Source organism: Pseudomonas nabeulensis (assembly GCF_004682045.1).
GTDB lineage: Bacteria > Pseudomonadota > Gammaproteobacteria > Pseudomonadales > Pseudomonadaceae > Aquipseudomonas > Aquipseudomonas nabeulensis.
In genome coordinates, this window is the sequence record NZ_QUZT01000097.1 from 1 (window position 1) to 17,299 (window position 17,299).

The 17,299-nt window shown below is 52.9% G+C and carries 12 protein-coding genes; 3 read left to right on the forward strand and 9 right to left on the reverse strand.

Going from position 1 to position 17,299, the window contains the following annotated elements; all coding sequences use genetic code 11:
• Positions 1–56 precede the first annotated feature (56 nt).
• Together DYL61_RS29325 and DYL61_RS29330 are read left to right on the forward strand one after the other, a co-directional pair.
• Entirely contained in the window at positions 57–848 is a 792-nt protein-coding gene (locus tag DYL61_RS29325; RefSeq protein WP_135292222.1) for a hypothetical protein, read from the forward strand.
• Between the two features lie 37 nt (positions 849–885).
• The gene (locus DYL61_RS29330; protein ID WP_135292223.1) at positions 886–1,164 is read left to right on the forward strand and encodes a hypothetical protein; all 279 of its coding nucleotides are present in this window, start codon (positions 886–888) and stop codon (positions 1,162–1,164) included.
• A gap of 6 nt (positions 1,165–1,170) precedes the next feature.
• On the opposite strand, the gene DYL61_RS29335 is transcribed toward DYL61_RS29330, so the two are convergent.
• The 9 genes from DYL61_RS29335 to DYL61_RS29375 form a co-directional block, all read right to left on the reverse strand.
• Positions 1,171–4,290 (reverse strand): type III restriction-modification system endonuclease, encoded by a 3,120-nt coding sequence (locus tag DYL61_RS29335; RefSeq protein WP_135311268.1) that lies wholly within the window; start codon positions 4,288–4,290, stop codon positions 1,171–1,173.
• 10 nt (positions 4,291–4,300) lie between these two features.
• Entirely contained in the window at positions 4,301–6,232 is a 1,932-nt protein-coding gene (locus DYL61_RS29340) for a site-specific DNA-methyltransferase (protein ID WP_135311269.1), read from the reverse strand.
• Between the two features lie 83 nt (positions 6,233–6,315).
• Positions 6,316–9,009: an ATP-binding domain-containing protein gene (locus DYL61_RS29345; RefSeq protein WP_135311270.1), complete on the reverse strand. Its 2,694-nt coding sequence runs from the start codon at positions 9,007–9,009 to the stop codon at positions 6,316–6,318.
• Positions 9,006–9,707 carry a DUF4391 domain-containing protein gene (locus tag DYL61_RS29350; protein ID WP_135311271.1) on the reverse strand — a complete coding sequence of 234 codons (702 nt, stop codon included), beginning with the start codon at positions 9,705–9,707 and terminating at the stop codon, positions 9,006–9,008. The genes DYL61_RS29345 and DYL61_RS29350 overlap by 4 nt, the downstream gene beginning before the upstream one ends.
• Entirely contained in the window at positions 9,704–13,003 is a 3,300-nt protein-coding gene (locus DYL61_RS29355; protein ID WP_135311272.1) for a helicase-related protein, read from the reverse strand. Before DYL61_RS29355 ends, DYL61_RS29350 begins: the two co-directional genes overlap by 4 nt.
• Complete coding sequence (locus tag DYL61_RS29360; protein ID WP_135311273.1) at positions 12,990–13,199, reverse strand: hypothetical protein; 210 nt, start codon at positions 13,197–13,199, stop codon at positions 12,990–12,992. The genes DYL61_RS29355 and DYL61_RS29360 overlap by 14 nt, the downstream gene beginning before the upstream one ends.
• A gap of 220 nt (positions 13,200–13,419) precedes the next feature.
• On the reverse strand, positions 13,420–14,115 hold the full coding sequence (locus DYL61_RS29365) for an inovirus Gp2 family protein (protein ID WP_135311274.1): 696 nt from the start codon (positions 14,113–14,115) through the stop codon (positions 13,420–13,422).
• Positions 14,116–14,485: 370 nt separating this feature from the next.
• Positions 14,486–14,716, reverse strand: coding sequence for a helix-turn-helix transcriptional regulator (locus DYL61_RS29370; protein ID WP_135292229.1), 231 nt, complete (start codon positions 14,714–14,716; stop codon positions 14,486–14,488).
• 56 nt (positions 14,717–14,772) lie between these two features.
• Positions 14,773–16,149, reverse strand: a complete 1,377-nt coding sequence (locus DYL61_RS29375) for a hypothetical protein (protein WP_135311275.1) — start codon at positions 16,147–16,149, stop codon at positions 14,773–14,775.
• 129 nt (positions 16,150–16,278) lie between these two features.
• Here DYL61_RS29375 and DYL61_RS29380 point away from each other — a divergent pair, with 129 nt between their 5' ends.
• Positions 16,279–17,148, forward strand: coding sequence for a hypothetical protein (locus tag DYL61_RS29380; protein WP_135311276.1), 870 nt, complete (start codon positions 16,279–16,281; stop codon positions 17,146–17,148).
• The last annotated feature ends 151 nt before the right edge of the window (positions 17,149–17,299 follow it).

Sequence of the window (17,299 nt, forward strand, 5' to 3'; positions counted from 1 at the left end):
CCTTAAACGGCCTGCTCTGATTTCGTCCTCAACAAAAGCAACAAACTGGAGAACCCATGAAACGGATACTCAGCATCCTTCTGCTCGCTTTCTGCGCCAACGCAAACGCCGTCGTGGATCATTACGCATGGGGCAACATTGCCTTCCCAGACGAGACCTCCACCAGCGGTCTTCCCGAAGCTATTCCGTGCATCGCCAAGAAATCCTTCAACGGCCAACCCATGATCAAGTGCACCTGGCTGGAGACCTCCCGGGAAGTGCTCATCTTTGATGCCCAGCGCCAGCAGGAACGACGGTATGTCAACCAAGTAAGTGGCACGTGCCTGCGCGGTAAGTGCCGGACAAACTCTACCTTGGTAGGGGAGTGGAATCAGGATGCTTTCTTCGCGCTGTCGATCTGGTATCGCATCGGCATCAGCACCGACGGCAAGCCAGTGGCCTACCGGGTCGATACCTCTAACCAGGTGTCGTACGCCAAAGCCGGTTCTATCCTGTACCAGTTCTACCTGGACATTGGGGTCCCTGATAATCAGCTCGTCCCCACGTTTGACGGGCGCTATGAAGGCGGCTACGCAGCTTGGCAAGCACAGAAAGGAGGTAATCAAGTAGCGGCTGTACAGCCACCAGCTACCCCTCCCCAGTCCAAATGGCCAGATGTAAAAAGTGCGTGGTGCAACCCGCGCATGGACGATGACTGCTACATCAACGAGAAGAGGGTTCCAATCGCAGAACTGGGTAAATGGTTGCCCGACATCAGCGAATCGAATGCCGATCAGCTAGGAGGTCACTGTGAAACCATCCTCTGCTTCGACAAAGATGACCAGCCGATGGGCTATCTGCTGCAATAACAATCCTGAGGACTACTAGCCTTGCTGATTGTTGAGGATGTTGGCCGCACTACTCGCGTTCGCCAGCATACTCGCCGGCTGCGTGACGGCACTGCTACTGATGATCATGATGGCGCGTTTCCCTCTGCTGCTGATTGTCGTACTGCTGGCCTGCTGGGTCTTTAGCCAAGTTCAGGATATTGTCGGAAACGCATCGGATAAAAGAAAAGTCCTGTCTGAGCAACCGTTTAGCGGCTCAATACAGGACTTTTTCTTTTGTCAGGAATACCCAGATAAGCAACAGATCATTTTTGAGTTTGATCTGTCTGGGCGTTGATTCTGCTTACTTCACCAGCTCCATCAGCTTCCCGAAGCTGTTCACCACATCGTACTTGACGTTCTCGGGGGCATACTTCCTATTGATCTCATCGAAGAACTTCCGTGCACATTCGATTTTTGTAGCCTCAATCGGGCGCAAATCCATTGATGACATTGAACCCTTGGTTTCAGCCACAAAGTACACATGCTTGATCACTCCTTCCTTGAACGAAATCGCCCAGTCGGGGTTGTAATCGCCAACGGGCGTGGGGATCAGGAAGCCGCGCGGTAATTTGGCGTACACGACCACGTCGGTACACGTGTCCAGCTCTTTAACAAACTCGCGTTCGATGCCAGAGTCGGTGATTACGTAGTCGTAGATGTGACGGTTGAGTTTGTCACCGGCCTTACTGAAGTCCTGCTTGGTCTGACCAGAAGTGAAGATGTCCAAATCAAACTTGTCCTCAACGGGGTCGTAGGCCAAGTGCTCAATGATCATCGTTGCCTTCTGCTCATTGATCAGTCGAATTGCTTCGGCGATGAAGCTTTCAGGATTGGTACGAAACTGCGCAAATATCGCGACACTGATGCCTTTAAGGATGTCCGCCGTCGTGCGTCGCGTTAGTTTCGTACCCTCGGCAACCTTACCAATGAGGTCATACTTCACCGTTGAATGAATTGACTGCTTGTCGTACTCAACAGTCGTTTCAGAAACTTTGAAACCATCACCGCTCTTCAGCGCATCGGCAGTTACCTGATCGATCTGCTCACCTTTCTGGATCGTATACTGCAAGGGCGTCACTCGTAGGCTCTTGTCCAGCTCCTCGACTGCTTTCTTGACCAGTTCCGCCGAATCAAAGTCAACACTGTAGGCGGCCTTGCGATTGATCCGATTCCACAGTTCCTTGAATTCCTGTTTGTCGAAGTTACTGTTGAGCGGATTCTTCTTTGGCCGACGGTCGTCGCTGATTTCAAACATCTGACTGTAGCTGAAGACGCTGTCGATTAGCTGGTACACCTGCTCGGCATGAGGCTGCAGCTCCGGGGGCAGCGGAGCCAGGGTGCCTTCCTTCTTCGCGTCGTGGTACGCGCCTGTAATGCGGTCAGCATCGTCGCTGTAGTCGTTCTTGAGCAGGTATTTGTAGATCTGCTTGGCCAATTGCGGCGTGACTTCAATATCGCCAGTTGGTGTCTTGAGTACCTTACCAGTGAAATAGGCTTCGTCAGCGACCTTAGGACGCGCTGACAAAGATTCGCTGATGTCTTTCTGCAGCGCAGATACGAAGTCCTTATAGCTCTCGCTTGCCACTACGGTTAGCACGTTTACGTCATGGACGATGGCGGGGTGATCCATTCGGTCACCGCTCTGGTTAACGGACAAGCGTAAACCACGACCTACCTCCTGCCGCCGCGAGATGGTGTTGTCGCTGTGCTTGAGCGCACAAATGACGAACACGTTAGGATTGTCCCAGCCTTCACGCAAAGCGGAGTGCGAAAAGATAAAACGTACTGGCTCGTCGAATGACAGCAAGCGCTCCTTGTCCTTCAGGATCAGATCGTAGGCATCCACATCATTGGACAGCCCTGCATTTTCTCCGCGTTTCTCCACATCGGGATCGGCCAGCCGCTTAGTCTTCCTGTCGATGGAGAAGTAGCCGCTGTGCGTCCTGCCTGCATCAATACCCTTCAGGTACTTGATATACGGCGTTTCATCCAGGTCCAGCACCTCGTTCAGGTACTGGCGGTACTCCTCTTCAAAGATACGTGCGTAGTCGCCTTTCTCGTCCGCTGTCGAGTAATCGCGGTACTTGGCCACTTCATCGATGAAGAACAAGGTCAACACCTTGATACCTTGTTGGAATAGGGCCAGCTCTTTATCGAAGTGTGCCTTGATGGCCTCCCGAATCTGGATGCGGCGCAGCGCTTCTTCGTTGACATCCCCGGTGGCCTCGCCAACAAAGAGCTCCACGCCGTTCGTGAAACTCAGGGTATCCGTGTTGGCATTGATGTCCGCGACCACATAGCCACGGTACTGATCCAGCTCGTTTGAAAAGCCATCAGAGAAGAGGTTGTCGCCCTTGGAGAGCTTGCGCACTACACGCTTGATCTCGCCGCTTTTCAGCTTCTGCTCGAACTCAACACGGGCCACAGGTGCCTTGCTCGAAATCTCGATGGACTGCAAGTACAGATAGGCATTGGAGCCCGCCAGCCCCTTCACTGATATGCCGCGTACTGCGATTTTCTTCACCAGCTTCTGGTTGTAGGCGTCCAACGCGTCCAGCCGATGGATCTTGTTGTGCGTGGTCTTGTGAGTTGCCGAGTAGCGCAACACCATCAGCGCCTTGAATTCCTCCAAGGACTTCAGGGTTGCCGCACCCTCCATTTTTTGTGGCTCGTCCAGAATCAGAATCGGCCGATTGGCGCTGATCACATCAATCGGGCGGCGTGACTGAAAATCATCGAGCTCGTCATAGATGCGCCGGTTGTCAGCGCCACGGGCAGCAAAAGCCTGCACGTTGATCACCATTACGTTGATCCCCGCATCCGACGAAAAGCTCTCCAGATGGTGCAACTGCTTGGAGTTATAGATGAAGAAGCGTGCCTTCTTGTGGTACGTCTCCAGAAAGTGCTCGGCCGTGATTTCCAGCGACTTGGCCACACCCTCGCGGATGGCAATGCTGGGCACAATGATGATGAACTTGCTCCACCCGTACTGTTTGTTTAGCTCAAAGATCGTCTTGATGTAGCAATAGGTCTTGCCAGTTCCTGTTTCCATTTCGATGTCGAGATGGATGTTAGAGACTGCCTTGGCAATATCCTTGTATTGTTTCGCAGCGGGAACACGTTCCTTATTCCCGTTGACTGTGAAAAAATCATAAAGCGAGCTCGACATAGGCAAATTCTGCCCTCGCTGCACATGCTGAATGTTCTCCTGCACGGCGACGTCAGTCAGCTGCAAGTCAGCGTTCTTAAATCCTGAACCGACTTCCGCGGTACTGCCAATAATCTGCCCCTTCTTGATCTTGCCCGGATCAATGCGATAGCCGATAGCCTTCGCTGAAGCAGGTGGCTGCCCCTTGAAGCAGTCGACTACAGCTTGCACCGCTGCTGTCTGATAGGTCTGCGTCTTGAATTTGAGCTTCATCGCGCGCGCCTCAGATGCATTTGACTTCGGTGGAGGGCGACAAGAGCTTGAATATCTGCTCGACGTTGATTTTGACGGCGCTATCTTTGTAACCTGCATCGCGGAAGACCACACGAAGCGGCTGCTGCTTGGCCAGTTCCTTCACGAACGCTTCGTCGATGCTGCCGCTGGCATCGAAACACGTGGCAAGCGCATTGCCATCGACAAAGAGAACGTCTTTGCCTTGAATGGATTGCTTGGTAATGGGCAGGGCCAAATCAACGCCCCAATCCAGCATTACTTGGAACAGCAGATCCTCGGGCGTGCGATCGGGCTTGATGTTGTCGACGAACAGATCGAGATTAGCTCCGTCCAGCGAATCTGGTGCGTAATAGACATCGGCCATGTTAGATGTGTCGACCTTAAGAACGCGGAAACCGTTCAACGTAGCCGCCTCATTCTTCTCCTCATCGAATAGCCGTTTAAGCACTCTACGAATTCGTTCCTTAGAAAGGGACGCCACGTTTTCAGGAAGTCCATGCTCTCTGCAAAATTTGAGAGCGACAGCCTGCGCCTTGTTGTCCTCATAGAGTGACTCAGGGAGCTGAACTAATACAAAACGTCTATCTCCATCATCTTGTCGATTTATATTCAGCACAGCATGAGCAGTTGTGGCCGACCCGGCAAAGAAATCCATGACAATATCGCAACCATACTTACTGGTAGCTATCTGAACTATCCTTTCGAGCAAACTCACAGGCTTAGGGTGATCAAACACCTTTCTCCCACCGAATATTTCGTTTAGCTCACGTGTGGCTTTCTTGTTGCCATCTATATCACTCCAACTATTTGAAGAGTACTTAAGCGCCTCACCAATGTAGTGTTTTTGGTAAACCTGCCAGCGCTCCACTCCCCCCTTGGCAACCTTTTTCCATTCAATGAGGTCGTCGCGAGACATTTCTTCGTATTTGGCTTGGCCACATACCCACCGGCTCTCCCAACCTTCTGGAGCAAGCGGGTAGACAGCTGTTCCATCGGGGGCGTACACAGGAAAAAACATGGTAGGCCGGTCTTCTCTTCTATTTTCGCCCCCTGTTCTGCGCAAGGATCTAAGTAAATATCGGCCACGTGCATCTTCTTGGTCATATATGCTTAAATCATCCTCACCCATAGGGAGCGGATTGAACTCAAACCGATCTGACTTTGAATAGATTAGGATGTAATCGAACTCACTGGATATTTTCTGATTTCCGCTGCCCATTCGTGTTCCAGTTGCACGAGAAACCAGACCTCTATAGTTGCTTTCTCCGAAGGTTTCATCGCAAACCGCCTTTAGAGAACATAACTCGTCGTCTCCAATCGAGATAAATATTGCACCGTCATCACGAAGCAGGTTCCTTGCCAGTTTCAAACGCGGGTAAACCATCGATATCCAGTCAGAGTGAAACCTCCCGTTGGTTTCAGTGTTTGCAACTAGCCGACTACCCTCTTCATCTTTCTGATTTGACTTCTTCAGGAATTCCTCAGCGCTTTCGGAGAAGTCGTCTTCATAAATAAAGTCACTCCCAGTATTATACGGCGGGTCAATGTAGATTAGCTTGACCTTGCCGAGGTAGGTTTCCTGCAGCAACTTGAGCGCATCGAGGTTGTCACCTTCGATGAACAGGTTCTTCGAAGTATTGAAGTCCACACTTTCTTCGCGTAAAGGCCGCAGCGTCTTAGCAATCGGTGCGTTAGCAGTCAGCAAGGCCTCGCGCTTTCCTGGCCAGTTCAAGTGATAACGCTCCTGTGGCCCTTCGACAATCGAATCAGCGAGCTCCTGCCGCAGTTGGTCAAAATCGACCGCCAGCTTCGCACTGCCGTCTTCACCCCTGGCCTCAGTGACGCAGCCCGGAAACAGATCACGAATGCGGGCGATGTTGTCCTGTGTGATATTGGGTGAGTGCATTTTCAGTTTTTCCATGTTCTTTTCCTCTAGCAGCCGTGCTTCCGTAAAAGAAGCTCAGCGGCTCAATTGTTCAAGTTCGTTTTGATAAATTCAGTCGTCTATTGCCAGTCCTGGCAAAAGTGCACCCGCAGACTCTCGATAGCCGATGGCAAGGTGCCCTCACAGGTCACGCCCAGATAAGTGGCCGCACGAGTAGTGCCCACGTACAAGTATTTGTCGAAGAGCGCAGGATGTAGCTCGGCAAGCTGGTCGATGCCAATAAAGAAAACGGCCTCAAATTCCAGGCCCTTAATGTGCTGGATATCGAACACACGCACATTGCTTTCTTGCCCGACGGCCTGACCCTCGCGACAAGCAATGACCTGAATGTTGTGCTCGGACAGGGCGGCATTCAGTGCATCCGCCACCGGGGCCACGTCGTTTTCGGTATTCACAAAGATAGCCGTGGAAGGCAATTGGCCTACAAAGCGCTCAATCTCACGAATGCGATCTGCGAGCCAGCTGACAACGACCGCTGTCTCGCCGGCATGCTCCAACAAGGCAGGCGTCACGCCAGAGCTATTCATATTCGCGGGTAAGCTGACGTTTTGCTCGGTACCAGCGACGGCGCGGATCATGGCACGGGCCAAGTCGTTCAGCTGCTTGCTCTGACGGTAAGAGACTGTGATCTCCTTGATGTCGAAGTCGGCAAAAACCCACTTTAAGTCGTCAGCGGAACGCGCGCCCCAAGTAGTCAGGCGCTGGTTGAAGTCGCCGCACGCAAAGAACGAGCGCAGTTGAGGGTGAGCCAGTGCTGCCATGCAGGCCAGCTGAATCGGCGAAAAATCAGTCGCCTCGTCCACCAATACTTGGTTGCGGTAATGCCCCAGAATGGGCTGAAGCGATGACCAAGCAGGGCTGTCAATATCGCGCAGGACGCTGGGCAGGCTGATCAGGTCGCCTGCGGCGCGCAAGATGGCCAGCAGTACAATATCGAGTTCGAGCGGATGGATGTCGCGGGCCTCGAAGCCCTCGCTGCGATACCAGTTCCCGGCATGTTGGCGTTCACGCCGGAACGCACGGTAGTGTTTTGGAATGCCGTCGAGGTAGCGTTTGACCGGGTTCACGAAGCGCCGGGCATTAGTCTGCACCAAAAGGCTCGCTCCCACATCTGCACGGTCGGCCTCTGCCAGACCACGATCGGCCAGCCACTCAATGATTTTGCCGTTGCGAGAAGTCTTGCTCAGCATACGCTTAGAGGCTGCTGACCGAGCCTGGGCACGCACGGCTTGCATGTAGGCATTGAGAGCAGCCGCGCGGCCCGTGCGCGATGTTGTGGTGTCTTCTTCTTCGTCGGCATCGAAATCGTCTTGCTCGTCGGCCTCAGTTGCCTGCGCCTGCTGCAAACTGTCGATGACACGAGCTAACTCATCCAAAAATTCCCGGTTGCGGTTGAGCTGCAGGTTGAGCGCAGCTTTGATCTTGCCGTCGGAGGTGTCCTTCAGGCTGGTGACAAGCGCCTGCACCTTGGGGAGCTCTGCGGCCAATGATCCGAATGCGGTGGCCAGAGTGCCATCACCGGCACGCGCTAAGATGTCTTGCAAGCGTGCGCCCAAGCTTTTGACGTCAGGGGCCTTGGCATCATGGAGTAGAGCCGCTGCTTCATGCAGCTCCTGGACGTAGACGCTGCGTTGCCATGCATCGAAATCGTCAAACCATTGGATAGGCCGGTCGAGCGCAGCTTCGCTAAGGCTAGGCAAGCTCTCTTTCAGAACGAAGGTGCCGCCGCCAGAAGCAGTCCTAAGAACGCCAAAAGCGTTTCTGGCCAACTCGCGCCGATAGTCCTGCCAAGTTCTAATGCGCAGATCTGAGGCAGGAACGCCTTCTCGGGCAAAAGCCTCTTTGAGGTACTGCTTGAGCAGTTCGGTAGGCGTGAACATCAGCCAGCTGTTGGAATGCGCAACGCCTTGCACTGCAGCAACTGTCTCAACCAGGCGTTGCTCGCCTTCTTCCAGGAAAGCGGTGTCGAGCTTTTGACCGAGGCGCCGGATCAGGGTCGTCGTTTTGCCGGTACCGGGTGGACCCAAGATCAGCAGGCGCTTATCGAGAGGAAGACGGAAAATCTCGTCCTGGTACTGATCGAGTACGGGCTGATCCCGCAACCCCATCTTGGTGATAACGCTGCGGCGAACGCCGTCGATGATGTTGGCCTTGACGGTCTCCTCAGCCAGCAATTGACCCAGGATATCTTCTGTGATCTCTTCCCCGGCAACCTCAGTCAGCAGAGCTCGCAGCGACTCGATGGTGAGAGGCCCGAAATGCTCGGCTTCAACCACGGTGTCACGAGAGTCCCACCCATCAGCGAGTGCACTTGGCCGTAGTTGAGCTCGCTCAAGAACCTCAACAACGGTTCCATTGGGAAGCGTGAACTCTGCACCAATCGCCAATGAGGCCAATCGTCCAACAGGAGCCCGGTAGCTGGCCAAGTTAGGAATGCCCGATACCGGCGTAGTGCGGCAGATGTAGTAGGTTTTCTCTTCGCCCTCTTCATCAACCACCACAACGCGAGCAATGGCGGGCTCTGCCACCAATACCCGATAGCTTTCACGGTTCGCCTGGCTGATCTGATCCAGTCTTTGGATAGCCGAACTGGACGTCATCGTATTGATGCTTGCCAGGGTATCGGACCCCAGTGTTCGTCCATCAAGAAGCTTGCTCTTGGAGGCTTCGGCAATGCTTTCGAGTTGCGCTAACGCCTCGCCCGCGACCTGCTCGATGTGTCTCTTCGATTCGTCATTCAGGCTCTGCGTCATACGCTATCCCTACCGGTCAACTGTTCAAGTTCGTTTCTTAGATGTCGCAAGAGCGCGTTGATCTCTACCTTGCGGTTGAATTGCTTTTCTTTGGCAAGCTTGCTTGCGACCTTCTCGACCTCACGCTGCTTCGCCGCAACCTGTTCGACACGAGCGACCAAGTCACCAAGGCCTTCTTGCCGGCGCGCAGGTGTTGGAATCAGGCGGTGAAGCAACTGTTCGTACAAGCCACCCAAGTCGAGCGCCAATGGCATGACGGCGCGCTCCACATCGCTCGGTAACCACGCCGTCGCAAAGTAGTCGCTCAACACCCAACGGCTCGCGTCTGATTCGTTCGGGCGCTTGAACGCGGCGACTACTTGCGTTCGGCTGTCAAAGCTCAGCTCGAAGATGATGGGGAACCGCACCGCACCATCTATGCAGCGCAACACATCCAAACTCAGCTCCGACGTCTTGAGCTGGATGGCGAAGATCTGAAGCTCCGGCACATTGGGTCTAGCGGGCAGGTTGATCGTTTCGGGAGCCAGTTTGTATTGCCAAACGACCTGTTCCACTTGCTCAACGAACAAGTCTTTCAGCCGTGTGTTGGCTGCGCTGTGTTCGTAGATCTTGTTCTTTGGCAGGTTACGGCCAAAAGCGGCCTGCTTCGGGTAGCTGATGAACGCGGCGTTCGACTCCCATGAAGAGAAATGACTCATCCGGCCTCCTGAATTATCAAGAAGGTGATGAGTTCGAAATCATCCAGTCCGGCAATAGTGTTGACCAGCGCAGTGGTTTTCCCGCCGCTGAACAAGCTGTCCAGATCCTTCTCTTCCTTCACCTCGATCATCGAACGAATGGTCTTGCCAAGCAGATCGGAATACACCTGCATCTGCCGCCCGTCAGCAGTTTCCTTGTTAAACAGACTGCAAGCCTCCGGAATGGGCTGCGCTTGGCCCTTGCAGCAACTGCGCACCAGATCGAGCAGGCGTTTGACCTCGGTGTGATCATGAATGACCTCACCCTCTCGACTGATGTAGACGAGGTAATACGGGTGCAGACGGTTATGTTGGCTAACGCTGACGCTCGAGTTGCGGTTTCGCAGTGTAAAGATCACGCCTGGACGCAGACCAAGCTCAGGTTTGGCTGACACAGCGGCGTGCATGCCGCTCGGTACGTTGCTTAACTCTCCATTGGATTTGACGTAGTTGAGCAAGTCCATGCGGAAGTCATTGAGCCCGAGATCTGTGATCGAAACGCCCGTTTTTAGGTCTTCCAGTTCGATGACTTCGTCTTGTAAGCGGCGCAACTGCTCCTTGCGGTAGGACACGTCGTTGGCTTGGGCGCTGAGCACATTGTCGTCACCCGTGGCAGTGACGTCGGCAATCATCATCCGGCTCTCGACACGCTCCTTGAGGTTGATGTACTCGTCGAGCGAGATGTCGGGCCAGTAATTGACCAGTTGGATGCTGCTGTTGGGCGATCCAATCCGATCCACTCGGCCGAAGCGCTGGATGATGCGCACGGGGTTCCAGTGGATGTCGTAGTTGACGAGGTAATCGCAGTCCTGCAGGTTTTGGCCCTCGGAGATGCAGTCGGTGCCGATCAGCAAGTCAATCTCTGCCTGTTCGTTGGGCAGCACGATGGCCTTTTCTTTGGATCGTGGCGAGAAGAGGGTAAGCAGCTCTTGGAAGTCGTAGCTTTTCTTTTGAGCTGTGTTTTTTAGCGTCGACTGAGGCGCGCTACTACCAGTGACCTTCGCTGTATGCAGGTTCTGATTGGCGAGCAGCTCAGTAGCCAGATTGTCATAGAGGTAATTGGCCGTATCAGCAAAAGCCGTGAAAATCAGTACTTTTTTATTGCCTGGATTAATGGGATTGGCAATCTTGTCGAGCACTAGCGATTTCAGGTGCTGCAACTTGGCGTCTTCGGCTGGCGTGATTTTGCTCATCGAGGCCAGTAAGGCGGCGATGATTTCCAAGTCAACCTGGAGTTCATGCTCCCAAGAAGGCAGATCCATATCTGCCAGCTTTATCCGAATAGTGTTGCCGATTTCCAAGTCATGAAACGAAGGGATGCCGTCTTCTTCAGCGTCAATTGAGTCCATGGCGTCCGTAAGGCTGGCGACTTCTGTAACTCCGCCCCGACTCTCGAACTCCCTAATCAGCCCGAGAACGCGCTGGTGGTTTTCTTTCAAAGAATTAAGTGTGCTGCGGAATGCATAAACAGAGCTTTCAAGGCGCTTCAGCAAATTCGTTGTCATCAGTGCAACCAGGCTTTTTTCCCGGTCTACCTGACGCAGCTTGCCTCGACCGCCTTCAACCTGTGTGTCGTACATCTCTTCATACTTCGCCAATCGGCTAGGCAAGATGTAACTGATAGGGGCATATACGGCGAGCTTGAGCAAAGACAGCTGCTCGAAAATCTCGTTGAAGTTCATTACATCCGTTCTTTGCTCAGCATCTACAACCAGTGGGCTACGAAACGACAAAGGCTTGCGTCGCTCAGGGAATTGCCCGATATCCGTGATGTCGTAGAAGGTCTGAATGTGTTTGCGCGAGCGTGCGATCGTGACGCTGTCGAGCAACTCGAAGAAATCGAAGTCGAGCGAGTCCAAGATGGCACGCGCCGTGCGTTCCTCGGGCGGAAGTTTTGACCAAGCGTTAAAACTGGCCTGCGCACCACGGAAAATTTCCTCGACAGTTTTGCCAGTACGCAGTTTCTTGCTTAGGTTTTCGGAGTCACCTTCGTAGGCTAGGGCGAGCTGGTTACGCAGGTCATTGAAACGGTTGTTCACTGGGGTAGCTGAAAGCATCAGCACCTTGGTTTTCACCCCCTCCTTGATTACTTTGTTCATCAGCTTTTGGTATCGGGTCTCCTTTTCCTTGAAGGCATCGTTGTTACGGAAATTGTGCGATTCATCGATGACGACGAGGTCGTAGTTACCCCAGTTGATGCGGTTGAGCGGAGTGCCAAACGACTCGCCACTGGTGCGAGTGAGGTCGGTATGACACAGCACGTCGTAGCTGAATCGGTCACGCGCAAAGATGTTGGTCTTGAGGTTACGGTTGTAGTTGAGCCAGTTGTCCGCCAGCTTTTTGGGGCAGAGCACCAGCACCGACTTGTTGCGCAGTTCGTAATACTTGACGACCGCTAGCGCTGTGAAGGTTTTCCCCAAGCCAACGCTGTCCGCCAGGATGCAGCCGCTATAGGTTTCTAGCTTGTTGATGATCCCAGTGGCCGCATCCTTCTGGTAGTTGAAGAGCTTCTTCCAGATGAGCGTGTCCTGGTAGCCGGTACGGTCGTTGGGTAAAACGTCCTCATCGATGTCGTCCAGGAACTCGTTGAAGATGTTATAAAGCATCAGGAAATAGAGGCTCTCGGGCGAGTTCTCCTGGTAGACAGCCGCAATGTGATCGCAGATCTGCATGGTGACGTCTTCCAGTTTTTCCGGGTCGCTCCAGATCTGATTGAACAGGCTTAGGTAAGTTGCCGTGAAGGTTGGCTCATCCATTTTGTTGACGAGGTTGGAAACAGCATTGCCTTGCTGGTAACCGAGATCGACGGCCGTAAAGCCATGTAATGGCATGTAAGAGATGTCCGCTTCAGCAGATTGCACGCAGGCGAACTGCTGCATCGGGGCCTTGCTGCGGTTGGACTTGAAGGTCGCCTTGCGCCGCATCCATTCTGCGCATTCTTTAGCAATCGCTCGCTGCGTGAGCTTGTTGCGCAACTGAATCTCGAACTCGCTACCGTACAGGCTGCGCTCACGATCCAGCTTCGGGATGTGAAATTCCTTTCGCTCTTTACGGATCTTGTCGGCAACCTCATTGGCAACGAACGTCGGCGAGGTGAAGATGAAGTTCAGCTCGTCGATCTTTTCCAACTCTGCTTTCAAAGCTTCGAATGCGTACATCGAAAAACAAGACGCTGCGATATTCAGGCGGGAACCGGGCTTTAACGTCGCCTTGAGGTCATCACCCAGCAGCCTTGTAATATTGTCAATGAGTTCCATCGCTTCCCTTACCTTTTTTCGTCTCTTCCTCTAACGGTGCTTCTGCCTGCAAACCCTGCTCCTGAGCATATTTCAGGATTAGCACCTCAATCATCGAGGCAATGGAGCGCCGCTCTCTTTCCGCTGCAATTCGCAGCAGCTGCTTGATGTCTCTAGAGGTACGAATGGACAGGGTTTCGTCCTTGGGGCGCTTCATGACTCAGTCCTGCAGCTTTTGTGCTGCAAATGTACTGCGCCTTGCCATCAATAGCGACTCAAAAATCCAGAACCGAGCAAACTGATATTCCATCACTAACTCAAGACCAGGTCGGCGTGATCGCCATAGCAGCCGCAGCTTGCAGGTACTCAACAAATTCAAACCAGGCACGCCGCCAACTGATGCAACTCATGGTCAATCAGGGCGTCCCAAGTTGCGCTTATCCCCGGCTTGTTTCGAAGCCTCGCTGGCGATCCCCGTACGACTTCGTAGCCTCCTTGCACATGTAGCTGGCCCGCCGAAACAACTCAGGCAGCTCATCAATCTTGCCGTCGGGGACGTCCCGGTAGATTCGATACGTGGCATTGTCAGTGATATGCACCAGCCCCCGTATCTGATCGACTGATAGCTGCAAAGCACTAGCCCAAGCTTCCTGCAGGCGCGTCACGAGATTTCGATTCGTAGATTGCACCCGACCCGGCCTGTGATAAGCATCATGATTAAGCAGGAATACTAGGTGGTAGTGCGGCCTTCCACTCATTCCAACCTCCCTTGCCCAGGCATAGCGAACCTTGCAACCACGAGCATCCTGCTTTTCCTCACGCAACTGGCTGCGGTGGTTGTCAATCTTGGCGCAGAAGGACTCGATAAACCTGCTAATGATCTTGTTGGTGTTAGCGGACAGATCTATCTCCCTCGGCAAGTGGAGGTCCATCCGGAATGCCATGACCCGAGGATACTGAGTCAGTGCTCGCTGGATAACGCGCAGGAGACTTGATAGGTACTCCTCTACATACGGCCCCTTGTCGACCATCAAGGGCAGGCCACGGTAGGTAGGCCCGTACTGCAGATGGAGGTTGGTGTTGCGTGGATGACGAAGCGGGTGGTAGCTCGTGTTATTGGAATGACGAAGCATGGGTATGACTCCTAGTTGAGTTTCATACCGATCTTCATCATGTGTAATTTTTTACGCTCGACTGGTTACCTGGAGCTCTCTCACTGGACATCTGGTCAGTGCCTGCAGCTCATACCTCAGCAACACTGCGAATCCTATGGGTAGGAGAAGCTAGTAAAAGCATAATACTAGTGCCGCAAATGATGCTCTCGACTGCACGGTGATTGCGGGATGTTTTTTCACGGCCACTCCGTGATTTTCTTCAGGGCATCTACTCCGGAAATAAACCATCGCTCTGCTCGGCCTTCCAGGGCGTCCGACGCGGGACTCCAGCCTACCCGGCATAAGCGCCATGACCAGCCATAGCCGGTCATGGCGCTTATGCTGGTTTCTAGCTGGCCATACTCAGGTGGCCGGCGGACCGCACTGCAGCTCCCTCAGCCAAGTCACGCTCTTCGATACGTGCCAAGATCCAATCGTGCACCTCGCTGTCGACCCAGCCGACGCAGCGGTCACCGAGAGATACCGGTTTTGGGAAGCTACCTTCCGCGACGTATTTGTAGATGGTCGACCGGGCAAGACCTGTCGAGTCGATGACTTCTTTTAAACGGATTATCCTCATGAACGGGGCTCCTCGTGTTCGTTCAGAGGATTGGCAGGGGCGATAAAAAATAACCGCTAGACGGCTTTCGCTCGTGCCGGCGTGAGCAAACCCGCCATTTCTCTAAGCTCGATTGGGCAAAGGGCTTCCGTAGTGACTTCCATCGTTTCAACGTGCTCGCCGACCTCCCTCAGCAGCCTGCCACCGCCAGCACCCCGATCAATCAACATCGCTAAACAGGAATACCCCGGCCGTAAACCACTGGATAGAAGTCTGAAGTTCAGGCTTGACCAGGCCAGCCCATCAACCTGTGAAAAGCGCACCTTGCACACGCGCGCGAACTGAATAGTCATGCCCCATAAAAAATCTATGATTTCAGCATCGTCAAGCAACCTCGCATCTTTAGCGTCCTTCATCGGTTTGCGAAAAAATGCGCTGATGTCTTCTCGGATGCAAAGGGCAAAGTCTGACTTGACTGCATCTAGCTGCTCCCAGTGCTGTGTCAGAAGGTCTGTCACACACCTACTCAAAAAAAACTCCAGCTGCTCAATCGCGTGCTTGGGCGCATACCTAAAAAGCCGGATAACTGAGGGCGGTGTGGATAGCTCATACAACGAATATTTATGCCTAGTAGCGGGATTGCGCCAGAGCTCAAGATCAAACCAAACGTCCCCCAGGTACCGAACATCCTCAGCCCCTTCGCCCACACGCTCATGCACAACGAAGCTGATCAGATCCGTCCCGGAGGTGATTTGCCGATGATTCAGATTAAGGACATAAGTGCTTTTGAGTTTTTCAGCAAAAATGGGACTGGCAACTCCGGGCACGTGTCGTCGAATAAACCCCATTCCAATAAGCTTCTTAATCCGTTGTTTAAGGCTTGCCTGCTCAAGGCCGGTGAGTCGACATAGCTCTACATTCCCGAGCGAATTTACTACACCAAAACGGTCTGCATGAGCGGATAGCACTGCAAGAAGAAGTCGATTGGATCGACTGAGTAAAGAAGTGCGGTTCGGCACTGCTGCCCTCTTTTGCTCCGCCTTCACGGTATTAGCCGGCATCGCATAGATTTCCACGTCGGGCCTGGTGGCGTGAATGTAAGGCCCCTTGATTAGGTGCTCGACGGCGCCAAAGTGCGGCGCAAGATCTAGGGGGCGAGAAATAAAACTCGCAATCCCGAGCTTATTGGCCACATCGTCATGGAGGCGAAACGATTTTTTCAGCCGACCGGCTCGTTGAGCCAACGCCGCTGTAGCGATAAGGATCGATTCTTTGAGGAGCAAGTTGAGTGCATTGGCACACTCTCTCGTAGGCACTCCAAGGCAACCAGCCAGCTCATCAATAGTGATCGGCCCTGTGTCAGTAAACTCATAACGCAGGTAAAACGACGCCAGCGTGAACCGAGCCTTGGAATCCAGTCGCACTAAACTCAGTGATAAAAGGCTAATTAGCATATGCAATCCAGAAATAATCACAGCTAAATATACCCTATTTTTATCGGATAAATTTGATGTCGTTATGCATAACGTTATCGATAATGAATATACTGGCCCTAGCGAAGGCTCCAGCAGGAATAGATGAGAATGGGACGCAAAAGAGTAGTTGGACTGGATTGGCTTGATTCTGAAAATACGAATCAACGCCTTTGGGCCTTGAAGTATTTGCAAGCGAAAGGTTTAGAGCGAATTTTCGATAGCGGGGAGAGGATCCTTCCGAATGAGCTTCCGTCCCACAACGAAATGCTGGATGCAGGCATGTATATCGAGCAGGACGCTGGCGCGAGCAAACTATTTCGCGACATGAAGGATGCTTGGCGCCAGGAGAGAGACAGAAACAAGAAAAAGGAGAGCGGCCGCCAAGCGTGCGCATTCACTCTGAGTACAGCCACCAAGAACCATCTACAAACCATGGCCAAAGAGCAAAAAAAGAGCCCCTCCGTGCTGCTGGAAAGCATGATTACAAAGGCTTACGCAGCCCATGTGCGCAAACAGCAAAGGCAATTGCCGAAACAAACTCTGCAAGGGAATCGTCAGCACACAATTCAAGACCTTCACGGGATGTTCGTCGGAGGCGCCATACAATCCGATAACTCAGCCATCCCCAGCCACTCCGTAACTGAAGAATCGATGGGTGAACATGAGCTTCTGGAGCAGAAGTCAGGCGAGTACACTTCGGTAGCTTCAAATGAGCGCTCTAGATCGAAGGCTGCCCCAGAAATCGTTGAATCTCTGCTCGAGCAGGAAAAGGCTATTACCCTCATTCCAGATTCATCGTGCAATAGTCAGGTGCCGTCCGCGGCGGCAGAGGATGATCAGCCAGAACAAGCAGCACCGGTGGACTTAAATTCAATCCCGACCGATGATTTCCCTCACGCTCAAACCGAAAACCCTTCACCCGTGGTGAAAATCAGTCCCCAAAAGAGAAAAACGTTCAGGTTATCCAGCGTTCGCTAACCAAAAGCCTGGGACAAGGAACAAAGTGATTAACTGTCCGATCTGGAGCGACATACAATGTTTGGCATTCCAAATGGCATTCCAGGCAAAAAAATAAAACCGATCTTTTTCTTAATAAACAACAAGTTATATTTCCTGTTCAGATTACCCC